General features: G+C 64.2%; 14 protein-coding genes. 10 read left to right on the top strand and 4 right to left on the bottom strand.

Annotation, left to right across the window (positions count from 1 at the left end; genetic code table 11):
- The first annotated feature begins 246 nt into the window (after positions 1–246).
- From DK261_RS20860 to pcaC, 10 genes are all read left to right on the top strand, one after another.
- Positions 247–1,593, top strand: coding sequence for an MFS transporter (locus DK261_RS20860; protein ID WP_028681800.1), 1,347 nt, complete (start codon positions 247–249; stop codon positions 1,591–1,593).
- Between the two features lie 312 nt (positions 1,594–1,905).
- Complete coding sequence (locus tag DK261_RS20855; RefSeq protein ID WP_009047400.1) at positions 1,906–2,763, top strand: CoA transferase subunit A; 858 nt, start codon at positions 1,906–1,908, stop codon at positions 2,761–2,763.
- Positions 2,760–3,542, top strand: a complete 783-nt coding sequence (locus tag DK261_RS20850; protein WP_174248213.1) for a CoA-transferase subunit beta — start codon at positions 2,760–2,762, stop codon at positions 3,540–3,542. Before DK261_RS20855 ends, DK261_RS20850 begins: the two co-directional genes overlap by 4 nt.
- Positions 3,539–4,744: a 3-oxoadipyl-CoA thiolase gene (gene pcaF / locus DK261_RS20845; RefSeq protein ID WP_174248214.1), complete on the top strand. Its 1,206-nt coding sequence runs from the start codon at positions 3,539–3,541 to the stop codon at positions 4,742–4,744. The genes DK261_RS20850 and pcaF overlap by 4 nt, the downstream gene beginning before the upstream one ends.
- Before the next feature lie 29 nt (positions 4,745–4,773).
- On the top strand, positions 4,774–5,478 hold the full coding sequence (gene pcaH, locus DK261_RS20840; RefSeq protein ID WP_009042500.1) for a protocatechuate 3,4-dioxygenase subunit beta: 705 nt from the start codon (positions 4,774–4,776) through the stop codon (positions 5,476–5,478).
- A gap of 1 nt (position 5,479) precedes the next feature.
- Positions 5,480–6,046 carry a protocatechuate 3,4-dioxygenase subunit alpha gene (pcaG, locus tag DK261_RS20835; RefSeq protein ID WP_016702067.1) on the top strand — a complete coding sequence of 189 codons (567 nt, stop codon included), beginning with the start codon at positions 5,480–5,482 and terminating at the stop codon, positions 6,044–6,046.
- A gap of 199 nt (positions 6,047–6,245) precedes the next feature.
- The gene (locus DK261_RS20830) at positions 6,246–7,541 is read left to right on the top strand and encodes an MFS family transporter (RefSeq protein WP_009047405.1); all 1,296 of its coding nucleotides are present in this window, start codon (positions 6,246–6,248) and stop codon (positions 7,539–7,541) included.
- 47 nt (positions 7,542–7,588) lie between these two features.
- Positions 7,589–8,953: a 3-carboxy-cis,cis-muconate cycloisomerase gene (locus DK261_RS20825; RefSeq protein ID WP_038630787.1), complete on the top strand. Its 1,365-nt coding sequence runs from the start codon at positions 7,589–7,591 to the stop codon at positions 8,951–8,953.
- Positions 8,954–8,964: 11 nt separating this feature from the next.
- Positions 8,965–9,765: a 3-oxoadipate enol-lactonase gene (pcaD, locus tag DK261_RS20820; protein ID WP_110176255.1), complete on the top strand. Its 801-nt coding sequence runs from the start codon at positions 8,965–8,967 to the stop codon at positions 9,763–9,765.
- Positions 9,766–9,776: 11 nt separating this feature from the next.
- Positions 9,777–10,169: a 4-carboxymuconolactone decarboxylase gene (gene pcaC, locus DK261_RS20815; RefSeq protein ID WP_009042505.1), complete on the top strand. Its 393-nt coding sequence runs from the start codon at positions 9,777–9,779 to the stop codon at positions 10,167–10,169.
- 224 nt (positions 10,170–10,393) lie between these two features.
- Here pcaC and DK261_RS20810 read toward each other — a convergent pair whose 3' ends face one another.
- The 4 genes from DK261_RS20810 to emhA form a co-directional block, all read right to left on the bottom strand.
- Positions 10,394–11,659 carry an OprD family porin gene (locus tag DK261_RS20810; protein WP_110176254.1) on the bottom strand — a complete coding sequence of 422 codons (1,266 nt, stop codon included), beginning with the start codon at positions 11,657–11,659 and terminating at the stop codon, positions 10,394–10,396.
- A gap of 299 nt (positions 11,660–11,958) precedes the next feature.
- Complete coding sequence (adeC, locus tag DK261_RS20805) at positions 11,959–13,419, bottom strand: AdeC/AdeK/OprM family multidrug efflux complex outer membrane factor (protein WP_009047411.1); 1,461 nt, start codon at positions 13,417–13,419, stop codon at positions 11,959–11,961.
- Entirely contained in the window at positions 13,416–16,562 is a 3,147-nt protein-coding gene (emhB, locus tag DK261_RS20800; protein ID WP_028681795.1) for an efflux RND transporter permease subunit EmhB, read from the bottom strand. The genes adeC and emhB overlap by 4 nt, the downstream gene beginning before the upstream one ends.
- A gap of 3 nt (positions 16,563–16,565) precedes the next feature.
- Positions 16,566–17,723 (bottom strand): efflux RND transporter periplasmic adaptor subunit EmhA, encoded by a 1,158-nt coding sequence (gene emhA / locus DK261_RS20795; RefSeq protein ID WP_009047413.1) that lies wholly within the window; start codon positions 17,721–17,723, stop codon positions 16,566–16,568.
- Between the last annotated feature and the right edge of the window lie 81 nt (positions 17,724–17,804).

Here is a 17,804-nt window from a genome sequence, read left to right as displayed (position 1 = left end):
CTTGCCTCATTAATGTCGCGGCAGCGTCATCCGGCCACTGGAGTTCTGCCTCTCCAATGGCCGCGTGGCGACCCCATAATAATGAAGAGGCCAACCCCCCATGAGCATCGCCCGCGCACCCAGCCGCGCTCCTTTATCCTGCCTTCGCCTGCCGACGGCCTGATCCCGCAAGACCCTTTTTCGATTTGAACCGACCAGCTTTGGCTGGCACCTGTTCGCCTGCGTTTTTCGCGTGGAATAAAAATAATGAACCAGCCTCAATCCGCTGTAGGGAACTGCCTCGATGTGCAGTCCTTTATCAATGCCCAGCCGCTGTCGCGCTATCAGTGGCGGGTGGTGATCCTGTGTTTCCTGATTGTCTTTCTCGATGGCCTCGACACCGCGGCCATGGGATTCATCGCGCCGGCGCTGTCCCAGGATTGGGGTATCGACCGTGCCAGCCTCGGCCCGGTGATGAGTGCGGCGCTGATCGGCATGGTGTTCGGGGCGCTGGGCTCCGGCCCATTGGCTGACCGCTTCGGGCGCAAAGTGGTGTTGGTGGGGGCGGTGCTGCTGTTCGGTGCGTTCAGCCTGGCGTCGGCCTACAGCACCAATGTCGACCAGTTGCTGGTGCTGCGTTTCCTCACCGGCCTGGGCCTGGGCGCCGGCATGCCGAATGCCACCACGCTGCTCTCCGAATACACCCCCGAGCGCCACAAGTCGTTGCTGGTGACCAGCATGTTCTGTGGTTTCAACCTGGGCATGGCCGGTGGCGGTTTCATTTCCGCCAAGCTGATCCCGGCGTTCGGCTGGCACAGCCTGCTGCTGATCGGCGGGATCCTGCCGCTGATCCTGGCCGTGGTATTGCTGGCCTGGCTGCCGGAGTCGGCGCGTTACCTGGTGGTGCGCAATCGTGGTACCGACAAGGTGCGCAAGGCCCTGGCGCCCATCGAGCCGGGCACGGTCGGCCAGGCCGCGAGCTTCAGCGTGCCGGAACAGAAGACGGTGAAGGCGCGCAATGTGTTTGCGGTGATTTTCTCCGGGACCTACAGCGCTGGCACCTTGCTGTTGTGGCTGACCTATTTCATGGGGTTGGTGATCGTGTACCTGCTGACCAGCTGGCTGCCGACCCTGATGCGCGACAGCGGCGCGAGCATGGAGCAGGCGGCCTTTATTGGCGCGCTGTTCCAGTTTGGCGGGGTACTCAGCGCCGTGGCGGTGGGCTGGGCCATGGACCGCTTCAATCCGCACAAGGTCATCGGCACCTTCTACCTGCTGGCCGGGGTCTTCGCCTACGCGGTCGGGCAAAGCCTGGGCAACATCACCTTGCTGGCGACCCTGGTGCTGATCGCCGGCATGTGCGTCAACGGCGCGCAATCGGCGATGCCATCCCTGGCCGCGCGCTTCTATCCGACCCAGGGCCGCGCCACCGGCGTGTCGTGGATGCTCGGCATCGGTCGCTTCGGGGCAATCCTCGGGGCCTGGATGGGCGCCACGCTCTTGGGGCTGGGCTGGAACTTCGAGCAGGTACTGACCGCGCTAGTGATCCCGGCGGCGCTGGCAACCACGGCGGTGGTGATCAAGGGCATGGTCAGCCATGCGGACGCGACCTGATCGAATGAGCAAAGCGCTCCCGAAGGGGGCGCTGAATACCTGTAGCCGCTGCCGCAGGCTGCGATAAGGCCGAAGGCCTTCAGCGAGCCTGAGGTCTTCGCGACCGTTCTCCGAACGCGGCCCGGGTCGATCGCAGCCTGCGGCAGCGGCTACGGCGCAATCGATAGTCAGGCAACAATCTGTTCGATAAACGAACGCTCAGTCGATTATCGGATTGTTTGGGTTTTTCCCCCGGCTTAATCTTCAGTCACTCAGGCGTATCCCTCGCGCCTTTTTCTTCCAGTCGCTCAATAACAATCGGGAGATCCCTCCATGGCTGAAATCCTTTCGCTGCACGACGCGGTGAAGCAGTTCGTCAACGACGGCGATACCGTCGCGCTCGAAGGCTTCACCCACCTGATCCCCACGGCCGCGGGTCACGAAATCATTCGCCAGGGCAAAAAAGACCTGACCCTGGTACGGATGACCCCTGACCTGATCTACGACCAGTTGATCGGTGCCGGTTGTGCCCGCAAGCTGATTTTCTCCTGGGGCGGCAACCCGGGCGTGGGTTCCCTGCATCGCCTGCGAGACGCGGTCGAGAAGCAATGGCCGCATGCCCTGGAAATCGAAGAGCACAGCCACGCCGACCTGGCCAACGCTTACGTGGCGGGTGCCTCGGGCCTGCCATTCGCGGTGTTGCGCGCTTATGCCGGCTCCGACCTGCCGAAGGTCAACCCGTTGATCAAGAGCGTGACCTGCCCATTCACCGGTGAAGTGCTGGCGGCGGTGCCATCGGTACGCCCTGACGTCACCGTGATCCACGCGCAAAAAGCCGACCGCAAGGGCAACGTGCTGCTGTGGGGCATTCTTGGCGTGCAGAAGGAGGCCGCCCTGGCCGCCAAGCGCTGCATCGTCACCGTGGAAGAAATCGTCGACGACCTGAACGCGCCGATGAACGCCTGTGTGCTGCCGACCTGGGCCCTGAGCGCGGTCTGTCACGTACCGGGCGGCGCCCATCCGTCCTACGCCCACGGTTACACCGAGCGCGACAACATCTTCTACCAGGCCTGGGACCCGATCGCCCGCGACCGTGAAACCTTCACCGCCTGGATCAACGAATACATCCGCGGCAGCGCTGACTTCAGCGAATTCCAGGCCAAGCTGGCCGCAGCAACGGGGGCCAAATAATGACTTACACCACCAATGAAATGATGACCGTTGCCGCCGCCCGCCGCCTGCAGAACGGCTCGGTGTGCTTTGTCGGGATCGGCCTGCCGTCCAAGGCCGCCAACCTGGCGCGCCTGACTTCGTCGCCGGACGTGGTGCTGATCTACGAATCCGGCCCGATCGGCGCCAAGCCCAGCGTGCTGCCGCTGTCCATCGGTGACGGCGAACTGGCCGAGACCGCGGACACCGTGGTGCCGACCGGCGAGATCTTCCGCTACTGGCTGCAAGGCGGGCGTATCGACGTCGGTTTCCTCGGCGCCGCCCAGGTCGACCGTTTCGGCAACATCAACACCACGGTGGTCGGCGATTACCACCAGCCGAAAGTCCGCCTGCCAGGTGCTGGCGGTGCGCCGGAGATCGCAGGTTCCGCCAAAAGCGTGCTGATCATCCTCAAGCAGTCGTCGCGCTCCTTTGTCGACAAGCTCGACTTCATCACCTCGGTCGGTCACGGCGAAGGCGGCGACTCGCGCAAACGCCTGGGCCTGCCAGGGGCCGGGCCGGTGGGGATCATCACCGACCTGTGCATCATGGAGCCGGAAGCCGGCACCCATGAGTTCGTGGTCACCTCGCTGCACCCGGGCGTGACCCGTGAGCAGGTGGTCGCCGCCACCGGTTGGGCGATCCGTTTCGCCGACCAGGTCGCAGAGACCGCCGCGCCGACCGAGATCGAACTGACCGCCCTGCGCGACCTGGAAGCCCGCACCGCCGCGGCCCATGGCCAGACCCCGGGAGAAGCCTGATGCGCGAAGTGTTTATCTGTGACGCCATTCGTACCCCCATCGGCCGCTTTGGTGGCGGCCTGTCGACGGTGCGTGCCGACGATCTGGCCGCCGCGCCGATCAAGGCGCTGATCGAGCGCAACCCGTCGGTGGACTGGAGCGCGGTGGACGAGGTGTTCCTCGGCTGCGCCAACCAGGCCGGCGAAGACAATCGCAACGTGGCGCGCATGGCGCTGCTGCTGGCCGGGCTGCCGGAAACCATTCCAGGTGTGACTCTCAACCGCCTGTGCGCTTCGGGCATGGATGCCATCGGCACCGCCTTCCGCGCCATCGCCAGTGGCGAGATGGAGCTGGCCATCGCCGGCGGCGTCGAGTCGATGTCCCGCGCGCCCTTTGTCATGGGCAAGGCCGACACCGCCTTTTCGCGCAACATGAAACTGGAAGACACCACCATCGGCTGGCGCTTCATCAACCCGCTGATGAAGGCCCAGTACGGCGTGGATGCCATGCCGCAGACCGCTGACAACGTCGCCGACGATTATCAGGTGTCGCGCGCCGACCAGGACGCGTTCGCCCTGCGCAGCCAGCAACGCACCGCCGCGGCGCAGGCCGCCGGGTTCTTCGCCGAGGAAATCGTCCCGGTGCGCATCGTCCACAAGAAGGGTGAGACGGTGGTCGAGCAGGACGAGCATCCGCGGGCCGATACCTCGCTGGAAACCCTGAGCAAGCTCAAGCCGGTCAATGGCCCGGACAAGACCGTCACCGCCGGCAACGCCTCGGGCGTCAACGACGGGGCGGCGGCGCTGATCCTGGCGTCGGCCGAGGCGGTGAAAAAGCACGGCCTGACCGCCCGAGCCCGGGTGCTGGGCATGGCCAGCGCCGGCGTCGCGCCACGGGTGATGGGCATCGGCCCGGTGCCGGCGGTGCGCAAGTTGACCGAGCGCCTGGGCGTGGCGGTCAGCGATTTTGATGTGATCGAACTCAACGAAGCCTTCGCCAGCCAGGGCCTGGCGGTGTTGCGCGAACTGGGCCTGGCGGACAACGCGCCCCAGGTCAACCCCAACGGCGGCGCCATCGCCCTTGGCCATCCGCTGGGCATGAGCGGCGCGCGCCTGGTATTGACGGCGCTGCACCACCTGGAAAAGACCGGTGGCAAGAAAGGCCTGGCGACCATGTGCGTGGGTGTCGGCCAGGGCCTGGCACTGGCCATCGAGCGCGTCTGACGCGCTTTTTATAAGAACGAGGATCGAGCATGACCGACAAGCCCGGTTACCGGCGCCCGCAACCAGGTACTCAGCCTGATTACCTGCACCCGGCCTACAAATCCACCAACACCCGCTCGCCGTCCAAGCCGCTGGTGTTCCTGCCCCATTCGCTGTCGGAAATCACCGGCCCGACCATCGGCGCCGATTACCTGCAGGACAAGGATAACGACCTGACCGCGCAGCATGCCGGCGAGCCCCAGGGCGAACGCATCATCATCCACGGCCGGGTGCTGGACGAGAACGGCTTGCCGGTGCCGGGGATCCTGGTGGAGATCTGGCAGGCCAACGCCGCCGGCCGCTACAACCACGACCGTGACCTGCACGATGCGCCGCTGGACCCGAACTTCACCGGCACCGGGCGCACCGTCACCGACGCCGATGGCTGGTACCAGTTCCAGACCATCAAGCCCGGTGCCTACCCCTGGGGTAACCACCACAATGCCTGGCGTCCGGCGCATATCCACTTCTCGCTGTTCGGGCCGAGCATCCTCACGCGCCTGGTGACCCAGATGTATTTCCCGGGCGACCCGCTGCTGGCCTACGACCCGATCTACAACTGCGTGCCGGACACCAGCGCCAAGGAACGCCTGATCGCCAGCTTCGACCTGGAGAAAACCATTCCGTCCTACGCCCTCGGCTACCGTTGGGACATCGTCTTGCGCGGCCGCGATGCCACGCCGATGGAGAAATAAGATGACGCTGACTGCGACCACGTCCCACACCGTCGGCCCCTACTACCACATCGGCCTGACCTGGCTGAACCGCGAAGACCTGACCCAGGCCGAGACCCTCGGCGAGCGGGTGGCGATCAGCGGCCAGGTGGTGGATGGCAACGGCGACTTCGTCAACGACGCCATGCTGGAAATCTGGCAGGCCAACGCGGCCGGCAAGTACGATCACCCGGAAGACGATCAGGACAAGGCCCTGGACCCGAACTTCCAGGGCTTCGGCCGGGTGCCGGTGGATGGGGAAGGGCGTTTCCGCTTCACCACCATCAAGCCGGGCAGCGTGCCTGGCCTGCAGGGTTCGACCCAGGCGCCGCACCTGGTGGTGCTGGTGTTTGCCCGGGGCCTGGTCAAGCACTTGCTGACCCGCATCTACTTCGACGGCGAACCGGCCAACGCGGCCGATCCGCTGCTGGCCTGCGTGCCCGCAGAGCGTCGCGCCACCTTGCTGGCCAAGGCGGATGCGCCGGGTCACTACCACTGGAACGTGATCCTGCAGGGTACCGACGCGGAAACCGTGTTTTTCGATTATTGAGTGTGCCTGGGGGGAGCGCGAGCAAGCTCGCTCCTACAGACCGCAGTTGAATCACGGCATCGTGATCGACCCACATCCTGTAGGAGCGAGCTTGCTCGCGATAAGGCCGAATAGGCCGACACCCCCCAAGGTCGTCTTGCGGAACGGGACTGTTACAAAGTATGTCTAGACTCACCACGTCCCCAAAGAGTGAAAAGCCATGACAACGTTAACCAGTCACTACACGACCGAGGAACGCAGCAAGAGGATCTTCGCGATCGTCGGCGCCTCCTCCGGCAACCTGGTCGAATGGTTCGACTTCTACGTCTACGCCTTCTGCGCGATCTATTTCGCCCCGGCGTTTTTCCCCTCCGACGACCCCACGGTGCAACTGCTCAATACCGCCGGCGTGTTCGCCGCCGGGTTTCTGATGCGTCCTATCGGCGGCTGGCTGTTCGGCCGGGTGGCCGACAAGCACGGGCGCAAGAATTCCATGATGATCTCGGTGCTGATGATGTGCGCCGGCTCCTTGGTCATCGCCTTCCTGCCGACCTACGCCAGCATCGGTGCCTGGGCGCCGGCGCTGCTGCTGATGGCGCGGCTGTTCCAGGGCCTGTCGGTGGGCGGGGAATACGGCACCACCGCGACCTACATGAGCGAAGTCGCGCTCAAGGGCCAGCGCGGGTTCTTCGCCTCCTTCCAGTACGTGACCCTGATCGGCGGGCAACTGCTGGCGGTGCTGGTGGTGGTGATCCTGCAACAGTTTCTCGACGAGGCGGAACTCAAGGCCTGGGGCTGGCGCATTCCGTTCGTGATCGGCGCCATCGCCGCCCTGATCTCCCTGCTGCTGCGGCGCTCGCTGAAAGAAACCACCAGCAAGGAAATGCGTGAAGACAAGGACGCCGGCAGCGTGGCCGCGCTGTTCAAGCATCACTCGAAGGCCTTTGTCACCGTGCTCGGCTACACCGCCGGTGGCTCGCTGATTTTCTACACCTTCACCACCTATATGCAGAAATACCTGGTGAACACCGCCGGCATGCACGCCAAGACCGCCAGCTACATCATGACCGGCGCGCTGTTCCTTTATATGTGCATGCAGCCGCTGTTCGGCATGCTGGCGGACAAGATCGGCCGGCGTAACTCGATGCTCTGGTTCGGTGCGTTGGGCACACTGTGCACCGTGCCGATCCTGCTGACCCTGAAAACCATCAGCAGCCCGTTCCTGGCCTTCGTGCTGATCACCCTGGCCCTGGCGATCGTCAGTTTCTACACCTCCATCAGCGGCCTGGTAAAAGCCGAGATGTTCCCGCCGCAAGTGCGGGCGCTGGGGGTAGGCCTGGCCTATGCGGTGGCCAACGCGCTGTTCGGCGGTTCGGCGGAATACGTGGCCCTGGGCCTGAAATCCCTGGGCATGGAAAACACCTTCTACTGGTACGTGACGGCGATGATGGCGATTGCCTTCCTGTTCAGCCTGCGCCTGCCTAAACAGGCGGCGTACCTGCACCACGATCTTTGACCTGTCTGCGTGCGCCCATCGTGGGCGCATGCCCCAAAGGATTGTTTATGAGTACACCGGCGAGCAACCAACTGTTCGATGCCTACTTCACCACCCGCGATATGCGCGCGGTGTTCTGCGACCAGGGTCGGGTCCAGGCCATGCTCGACTTCGAGGCCGCGCTGGCCCGGGCCGAGGCTCGGGTCGGAGTGATTCCGGCCGCGGCGGTGGCGCCGATCGAGGCGGCCTGCCGCGCCGGACTCTATGATTTTTCCGCCCTGGGCCAGGCCATCGCCACTGCGGGCAACTCAGCGATCCCACTGGTCAAGGCCCTGGGCAAGCAGATCGCCAAGACCGATGCCAGCGCCGAGCGTTATGTGCACCTGGGCGCCACCAGCCAGGATGTGATGGACAGCGGCCTGGTCCTGCAACTGCGGCAGGCGCTGAGCCTGATCGACAACGACCTGGCGCGCCTCGGCGGCATCCTGGCCGCCCAGGCCCAACGTTATGCCGACACACCCATGGCCGGCCGCACCTGGCTGCAACATGCCACGCCGGTCACCCTCGGCATGAAGATCGCCGGCTGGCTGGGGGCCGTGACCCGCAGCCGCGAGCGTCTGGCGCAGCTCAAGCCGCGCTTGCTGGTGCTGCAGTTCGGCGGGGCCTCGGGCACCCTCGCGGCCCTGGGCGAGCAGGCCCTGCCCATTGCCCAGGCCCTGGCCGAGGAGTTGCAACTGAGCCTGCCGGAGCAGCCCTGGCACACCCAGCGCGACCGGCTGGTGGAGTTCGCCTCGGTGCTCGGCCTGATCGCCGGCAGCCTCGGCAAGCTCGGCCGTGACATCAGCCTGCTGATGCAGACCGAGGCGGCGGAAGTCTTCGAGCCGTCGGCGCCGGGCAAGGGCGGCTCCTCGACCATGCCGCACAAGCGCAACCCGGTGGGCGCGGCGGTATTGATCGGCGCGGCGACCCGGGTTCCCGGGCTGCTGGCGACTATGTTCAGCGCCATGCCCCAGGAGCACGAACGCAGCCTGGGCCTGTGGCACGCCGAATGGGAAACCCTGCCGGAGATCTGCTGCCTGGTGTCCGGTGCCTTGCAACAGGCGCTGCTGGTGGCCGACGGGCTGGAAGTCGACGCCGCGCGCATGGCCAGGAACCTCGACCTGACCCAGGGGCTGGTGCTGGCGGAAGCCGTGAGCATCGCCCTGGCCCAGCGCCTGGGCCGCGAGACCGCACACCATCTGCTGGAGCAGTGCTGCAAGCGTGCGGTGGCCGAACAACGGCATCTGCGCGCGGTGCTGGGGGATGAGCCGCAAGTGACCGCCGAGCTGTCGGCGGAAGAACTGGATCGCCTGCTGGACCCGGCGCATTACCTCGGCCAGGCGCAAGCCTGGGTCGAGCGCGCCGTGGCCGAACATTTAGCCTTGAACGCCTGAAGGAGACTGCCGTGGCATTCGTACAACTCGCCGATGGCGAACTGCATTACCAACTGGACGGCCCGGTCGATGCGCCGGTGCTGGTCCTGTCCAACTCCCTGGGTACCGACCTGCACATGTGGGACATCCAGATCCCGGCCTTTACCAAGCACTTCCGGGTGCTGCGTTTCGACACCCGTGGCCACGGCAAATCCCTGGTCACCGAAGGCCCCTACAGCATCGAGCAGTTGGGCCGTGACGTGCTGGCGCTGCTGGATGCGCTGCATATCCAGCGCGCGCATTTCTGCGGCCTGTCCATGGGCGGGCTGATCGGCCAGTGGCTGGGCATCAATGCCGGCGAGCGCCTGAACAAGCTGGTGGTGTGCAACACCGCGGCGAAGATCGGTGATCCGTCGGTATGGAACCCGCGCATCGAAACCGTGCTGCGCGATGGCCAGGCGGCCATGGTCGCATTGCGCGATGCCTCGATCGCCCGCTGGTTCACCCCGGCCTTCGCCGTGGCGCACCCGGACCAGGCCAAGCTGATCACCGACATGCTGGCGGCCACCTCGCCCCAGGGTTATGCCGCCAACTGCGCGGCGGTGCGCGATGCGGATTTCCGCGATCAACTGTCGGCGATCGAGGCACCGACCCTGGTGGTGTCCGGTACCGAAGATGCGGTCACGCCGCCCTCCGGCGGGCATTTCATTCAGGAGCGCGTGCGCGGCGCCGAATACGCCGAGTTCCATGCGGCGCACCTGTCCAACGTCCAGGCCGGCGCGGCGTTCAGCGAGCGGGTCGTGGCATTTCTGCTGGCTGACCAGAACATTTGAGGAAGCCCCCGATGGACGAGAAACAACGTTACGCCGAAGGCATGCAAGTGCGTCGCGCGGTGCTGGGCGATGCCCATGTCGATCGCAGCCTGAGCACCCTGACCGAGTTCAACTCGGAGTTCCAGGAAATGATCACCCGGCACGCCTGGGGCGATATCTGGACACGTCCGGGCCTGCCACGCCACACCCGCAGCCTGATCACCATCGCCATGCTGATCGGCATGAACCGCAACGAAGAGCTCAAGCTGCACCTGCGTGCCGCCGCCAACAACGGCGTGAGCCGCGCCGAGATCAAGGAAGTGATCATGCAGAGCGCAATCTACTGCGGCATTCCGGCGGCCAACGCGACCTTCCACCTGGCCGAGTCGGTGTGGGACGAGCTGGGCGTGGAATCCCGCGCCTGATGACCCGCGACTTGTAAAGAAAGGCGGCGCCGAGCAACTCGGCGCCGCTGCGTTTTCCCTGCAGGAGCGAGCTTGCTCGCGATGAACCTGAGGGTGCGGCGTTCAGCCCGTCAGTACGCGCCATCGTTGACGATCATCGCGAGCAAGCTTCGCTCCTGCAAAAAACAAGGCCAGCCCCGGGGAATGGGGCTGGCCTTGTTTTTGGTGTGGGCGAGCGAGTGGGTTTACAGCAGGCTGATCGGGTAGCTGATGATCAGGCGGTTCTCGTCGAACTCGTTGGTGCTGAAGTCGCGGCGCATGGTCGAGTTGCGCCATTTGACGTTGAGGTTCTTCAGCGTGCCGCTTTGCACGGTGTAGGCCAGCTCGCTCTCGCGTCCCCATTCCTTGCCGTCGGTGATGGTGACGGTGTGCACGTTGTCGCCCTTGATGTAGCGGTTCATCAGGGTCAGGCCGGGTATGCCGACCGCGACGAAGTTGTAGTCATGGCGCAGTTGCCAGGATCTTTCCTGGGCGTTGTCGTAGCTGGCGTTGTAGCTGTCGTTGGCCAGGGTGCCGCCGCTGGTGCCGTTGACGCGCATCCAAGCGCTGTCGCCGGTGAGTTTCTGCAGGCCGACATAGAAGGTGTGGCCGCCGTACTTGGCCGAGAACAGGCCCGACCAGGTCTTGTTGTCCAGGTCGCCGGCGCGGGCGCTGCCATCTTCCTTGCCGTAGAAGAAGCCGATGTTGGCGCCCAGGGTCCAGTCGCCCAGCGGCTGGCTGTGGATCAGGTTGAGGTATTGCTGGCTGTAGATGTCCTTGAGCTGGGCGTTCCACACCCCGACCTGGGTGCGCTTGTCGTTGAAGCTGTATTCGCCGCCCTGGAAGTTGAAACGGTCGGAGGTGAAGGCCGCTTTGCCGGTCATCGACATGTCGCTCATGCTGCTGTCGTCACGCGGGCTGTTGGCGCGGAACTGGCCGCCGTAGAGGGTCAGGCCGTCAATTTCCTTCGAGGTGATCTGGCCGCCGCGGAAGGTCTGGGGCAGGGAGCGACCGTCGTCCGAGCGCAGGATCGGCAGCACTGGCATCCATTCGCCGACCTTGACTTCGGTCTGCGACAGGCGGGCCTTGAACGCGACGCCCGTGCGGCCGAAGTGGTCGGCCGGACGCCCGTCGTGATCCAGGGGCAGCAGTTGGGTGCCGCCGGTGCCCTTGCCACCATCGAGCTTCAGCGAGTACAGCCCCAGCACGTCCATGCCGAAACCGACGGTGCCCTGGGTGAAGCCGGACTTGGCGTCGAGGATGAAGCTCTGGGTCCACTCTTCAGCCTTGCCCTGGCTCTTGCCCGGGTTGGTGAAGTTACGGTTGATGTAGAAGTTGCGCAGGTTCAGGTTGACCTTGGCGTCTTCGAGAAAGCCGGACTCCGCGGCCATGACCGGCAGGGCCGTGCCGGCGATGCTGACGGCCAGCAGGCTGGGCAGCAGGGAATAGGGAGTGCGAGTGGATGGCTTCATGGATCGGGCTCTCTAATTGTTAGGGGTGAGGCAGGGCGCTGCCGCAACGTCAGGTTGCAGACAAGGTTGAAACCGGGAGGGTGGATGGAACGGAATCAGCCGGAGCGGGCAGGGCGCGGGGTCATGATGACGAACCTGTTGTTATTGGTTTTTGTAGGTGCGGGGAATGGTGCGTTGGATCAACGGGCCTGTTCAATTGGCCTTGGCGGGTTTTGGGCGATTAACGAACACAAGTGGCGGCCGTCTTCGGCCCATAAAAAAGCCCACCGAAAGGTGGGCTTTTTTCAAGCGTCATGCACTCAGAACAGCTTCAGTGGCGGTGCCTCTTTGCTCACTTCGGCTTTCTGCGAACCTTGCTCGTTCCAACCGCCACCTAGGGCCTTGTACAGGTTGACCTCGCTGGTCAGCTGCGCAAGCCGGTCGGTGATCAACGCTTGCTGCGCGCTGAACAGCGAGCGCTGGGCGTCGAGGAAGGTCAGGTTGCTGTCGACACCGATGCGGTAGCGACGCTCGGCCAGACGGTAGTAGTCCTGGTTGGCGTTGACGAAGTCACGCTGGGCCTGCAACTGCTGGTTGTAGGTCTGACGTGCGGCCAGGCCATCGGAGACTTCCTGGAAGGCGGTCTGGATGGATTTCTCGTACTGCGCCACGTTGATGTCTTTCTGGATTTTCGAGTAATCCAGGCTGGCGCGCAGGCTGCCGGCGTTGAAGATCGGGATATTGATCTGCGGCGCGAACGACCAGGTGCCCGAGCCACCCTTGAACAGGCCGCCCATGTCCGGGCTCAAGGTCCCGGCATTGGCGGTCAGGCTGATGCTCGGGAAGAACGCCGCGCGTGCCGCGCCAATACTGGCGTTGGCGGCTTTCAGGTTGTGCTCGGCGGCAAGGATGTCCGGACGGCGTTGCAGCAGTTCCGACGGCAGGCCGGCCGGCAACTCGCTGAGCAGGTCGGCCGACAACGGCTGCGCGCTCGGCAGGTTGGCCGGAATCGAGGTACCCAGCAGCAGGGTCAGGCTGTTTTCGTCCTGGGCCACCTGGCGGGTGTAACGCGCCAGTTGCACCCGGGCGTTTTCCACCGAGGTCCGCGCCTGACTCAGGTCCAGGGCCGAGGCCACGCCGACTTCGTTGCTGCGCGAGGTGAGGCGGTAGCTCTCCTCGTAGGCCGCCAGGGTGTCCTGGGTCAGCTTGAGCAGTTCCTTGTCGGCCTGCCAGGTCAGGTAGGCGTTGGCCACGCTGGCCACCAGGCTGATCTGCGTGCTGCGCCGGGCTTCTTCGCTGGAGAAGTAGGTCTGCAAGGCCTGCTCGCTCAAGCTGCGAACGCGACCGAACAGGTCCAGCTCGTAAGCGCTGATACCCAGGGTTGCCGAGTACTGGCTGGAGATGGCCGCTTCACCGGTCTGCGACATCCGCGCCGGGGTACGTTGACGACTGCCGCTGCCGTTGGCCGAAATCGCCGGGAACAGGTCCGCGCGCTGGATCTGGTACTGCGCGGCGTAGGCGTCGATGTTCAGCGCCGCGACCCGCAGGTCGCGGTTGTTCACCAGCGCGGTCTGGATCAGCTGCTGCAGGGCAGGGTCATGGAAAAACTGCCGCCAGCCCTGTTCGGCGGCTGCCTGGTTGGCTGCCTCCGCAGGCGAATAGGCCGGCCCTTGCGGGTATTGCGCCGCGACCGGCGCTTGCGGCTGCTGATAATCCGGTATCAGCGAGCAACCACTCAGCACGGCGGCGGTGATTGCGAGGGAGAGTAGCGACTTGCTCATTGGCCAGCCTCTTCAGGAGTTTCAGTAGTTTGCGCTTCGTCTGCCTTGCGGCGGCCCATCTTGGACACGGTGACGAAGAACAAAGGTACCCAGAATATTGCCAGGACAGTCGCGGTGAGCATACCGCCAATCACCCCGGTACCGATCGCATGCTGGCTACCCGAGCCTGCGCCGGTGGAGATGGCCAGCGGTACCACACCGAGCACGAAGGCCAGGGAGGTCATGATGATCGGACGCAGACGCATGCGGCAGGCTTCGATCGCCGCGTCCACCAGGCTGCGGCCCTGTTCGTGCAGTTCCTTGGCGAACTCGACGATCAGAATGGCGTTTTTCGCCGCCAGACCGATGGTCACCAACAGCCCCACCTGGAAGTACACGTCGTTGGACAGGCCGCGCAGGCTGGTCGCCATCAGCGCACCGATGATCCCCAACGGCACCACCAGCATGACCGCGATCGGAATCGACCAGCTTTCATACAGCGCCGCCAGACACAGGAACACCATCAGCAGCGACAAGGCGTACAGCGCAGGCGCTTGCGAGCCCGACAGGCGTTCCTCGTAGGACAGGCCGGTCCAGGAGATACCGACACCGGCCGGCAGCTTCTTGGCGATGGCTTCGACTTCGGCCATGGCTTCACCGGTGCTGTAGCCCGGCGCCGGGGCACCCAGGACTTCCACCGCTTCCACGCCGTTGTAACGGGCCAGTTTCGGCGAACCGTAGATCCACGTGCCCTTGGCGAAGGAGGCGAACGGCACCATGGTCCCGGCGCTGTTGCGCACGTACCACTTCTTCAGGTCCTCGGGGCTCATGCGAGCGTTAGGCTGACCCTGGATGTACACCTTCTTCACCCGACCGCGGTCGATGAAGTCGTTGACGTAGCTACTGCCCAGGGCAATCGACAAGGTGTTGTTGATGTCGGAGATGGTCACGCCCAGGGCGCTGGCCTTCTCGTCATCGATTTCCAGCTGGTACTGCGGCTCGTCGTTCAGGCCGTTCGGACGCACCTGGGAGAGGATCTTGCTCTGCGCCGCCATGCCGAGGAACTGGTTGCGCGCTTCCATCAGTTTCTCGTGGCCGATACCGGCGCGGTCCTGCAGGAACACGTCGAAACCGGTGGCGTTACCCAGCTCCAGTACCGCCGGCGGAGCGAAGGCGAACACCATTGCGTCACGGAAGCTGAAGAAGTGCTGCTGGGCACGGGCGGCCAGGTTGAACACGCTGTTGTCCACGGAGCGTTCGTCCCACGGCTTGAGCATGATGAACGCCATGCCCGAGCTCTGGCCACGACCGGCGAAGTTGAAGCCGTTCACGGTGAAGACCGAGGCCACGGTGTCCTTTTCCTTGTCCAGCAGGTAGGCGCGCATTTCGTCGACGACCACCTGGGTCCGCTCGGAACTGGAGCCGGCCGGGGTCTGTACCTGGGCGAACAGTACGCCCTGGTCTTCTTCCGGAAGGAACGCAGTCGGGATACGGGCGAACAGCCAGATCATGCCGACCACGATCAGCGCGTAGGCCAGCAGGTAAGGCGCCTTGTGCCGCAGGATGTTGCCCACGCCACGCTCGTAGCTTTTGACGCTGCGGTCGAAGGTACGGTTGAACCAGCCGAAGAAGCCGCGTTTCGGCGCGGCGTGTTCGCCGTGGGGAATGGCCTTGAGCATGGTGGCGCACAGGGCCGGGGTGAAGATCAGGGCAACCAGGACCGACAGCGCCATGGCCGAGACCACGGTGATCGAGAACTGCTTGTAGATCACACCGGTGGAACCGCTGAAGAACGCCATCGGCAGCAGTACCGCCGACAGCACCAGGGCAATACCGACCAGGGCGCCCTGGATCTGGCCCATGGACTTCTTGGTCGCTTCCTTGGGTGACAGGCCTTCCTCGGCCATTACCCGCTCGACGTTTTCCACCACGACGATGGCGTCGTCCACCAGCAAGCCGATGGCCAGCACCATGCCGAACATGGTCAGGGTGTTGATGCTGAACCCGGCGGCCGCGAGGATGCCGAAGGTACCCAGCAACACCACCGGAACGGTCATGGTGGTGATGACGGTGGCGCGGAAGTTCTGCAGGAACAGGAACATCACCAGGAACACCAGCACGATCGCTTCGACCAGGGTCTCGACCACACCCTTGATCGACTCGGTCACCACCGGGGTGGTGTCGTACGGGAATACCACTTTCATGCCTTGCGGAAAGAACGGCTCCAGGTCGCTGATGGTCTTGCGCAGGGCCTTGGCGGTGTCCAGGGCGTTGGCGCCGTTGGCCAGTTTCACGGCCAGGCCGGAAGCCGGGGCACCGTTGAACTGGGCACTGACGGAGTAGTTTTCACCCCCCAGGGCGACATCGGCGACGTCGCCCAGACGCACTTGCGAGCCGTCCGCGTTGACCTTCAGCAGGATCGCCTTGAACTGCTCGGCAGTCTGCAGGCGGGTCTTGCCAATGATGGTGGCGTTCAGTTGCTGGCCTGGCAGGGCTGGCAAGCCACCGATCTGGCCGGACGACACCTGGACGTTCTGCGCCGCCACGGCGTTCTTCACGTCAACCGGAGTCAGGTTGAAGTTGTTCAGCTTGGCCGGGTCGAGCCAGATACGCATGGCGTACTGGGCACCGAACACCTGGAAGTCACCCACGCCCGCGGTCCGCGAAATCGGGTCCTGCATGTTGGACACGATGTAGTTCGAGAGGTCGTCCTTGGACATGCTGCCGTCCTCGGAAACCACACCGATCACCAACAGGAAGTTCTTCACCGCCTTGGTCACGCGGATACCCTGTTGCTGCACTTCTTGCGGCAGCAGCGGGGTGGCCAGGTTCAGCTTGTTCTGTACCTGGACCTGCGCGGTGTCCGAGTTGGTGCCCTGCTCGAAGGTCGCGGTAATGGTCATGCTGCCGTCGGAGTTACTTTCCGAGGACACATAACGCAGGTTGTCGATACCGTTGAGCTGCTGCTCGATGACTTGGACCACGGTGTCCTGCACGGTCTGTGCGGAAGCACCTGGGTAGGTCACGGAGATGGCGATCGCTGGAGGCGCGATGCTCGGGTATTGGTTGATCGGCAATTTGAGGATCGATAGAGCCCCGACCAGCATGATCACCAGGGCGATTACCCAGGCGAAAATCGGACGGTCGATAAAAAATTTCGACATGGTTTACTCCCCTTTGCCGCCTGCAGCTTTGTCAGTTGCCTGTGCAGTGGCCGGGTTTTTTGCTGGAACGTTGGTCGCTTCGCTGGCTTTGACTTCGACGCCAGGTCGGACGAATTGCAGCCCTTCGGTGATCAGGCGATCACCGGCCTTCAGGCCGTCCTCGATCAGCCACTGGTTGCCGACGGTGCGGCTGGCCTTGAGCTGACGCAGTTCAACCTTGTTGTCCGGGCCAACCACCAGGGCGGTCGGTGTGCCCTTGAGGTCGCGGGTCACGCCTTGTTGCGGGGCGAGAATCGCCGCGGCATTCACGCCGGCCTGCAGTTGCGCGTGCACGAACATGCCTGGCAGCAGGGTGTGTTCAGGGTTCGGGAATACCGCGCGCAGGGTCACGGAGCCGGTGGTTTCGTCGACCGACACTTCGGAGAACTCCAGCTTGCCATCGAGCTTGTACTGGCTGCCGTCTTCCAGGGTCAGCTTGACCTTGGCGGCGTTGTCGCCGGCCTTCTGCAGGCGACCGCTTTCCAGCTCGCGGCGCAGCTCGAGCAGTTCCACCGACGACTGGGTGACGTCGACGTAGATCGGATCGAGTTGCTGGATGGTTGCCATGGCGGCGGATTGACCGTTGCTGACCAATGCGCCTTCGGTGACCGAAGAACGGCCGATACGCCCGGAGATCGGCGACAGCACCTTGGTGTAGCGCAGGTCGATCTGGGCGCTCTGCAGCGCGGCTTCCGATTGCAGGCGGTTGGCGACGGCGGTGTCGTATTCCTGGCGGCTTACGGCCTGTTCGTCGACCAACTGCTTGTAGCGATCGGAGATCGACTTGGTCGATTGCAGGTTGGCCTGGGCGCTCTTGAGGGTCGACTCATAGACCGACGGATCGATCTGATAGAGCTGCTGACCTTCCTTGACGTCGCCGCCTTCCTTGAACAGGCGCTTGAGAATGATGCCGTTGACCTGAGGACGGACCTCGGCGATCCGGAACGCGGTGGTGCGCCCTGGAAGCTCGGACGTCAGGGTAAAGGCTTGAGGTTGCAGGGTGACTACGCCGACCTGAGGGGCTTGTGGGGCGGGAGCCGCCTCTTCCTTTTTACATCCGCTGAGCAGCGATGCCAGGGCGACGGCAGTGACCAGAGCGGTAACAGCTGGCTTGAGTTGCATGAAGATCCTCGGGTCAGGCGCGCAAAATGCGCACTCGAAAAGTGGAAGGGTAAAAAACGGGTGCTGAGTGGATAAGTAGCT

Origin of the sequence: Pseudomonas sp. RW409 (genome assembly GCF_003184125.1) — a bacterium.
Classification (GTDB): Bacteria; Pseudomonadota; Gammaproteobacteria; order Pseudomonadales; family Pseudomonadaceae; genus Aquipseudomonas; species Aquipseudomonas chlororaphis_I.
Note: the sequence above shows the minus strand (reverse complement) of the source record. Positions and strands in the feature narration are given on the sequence as shown.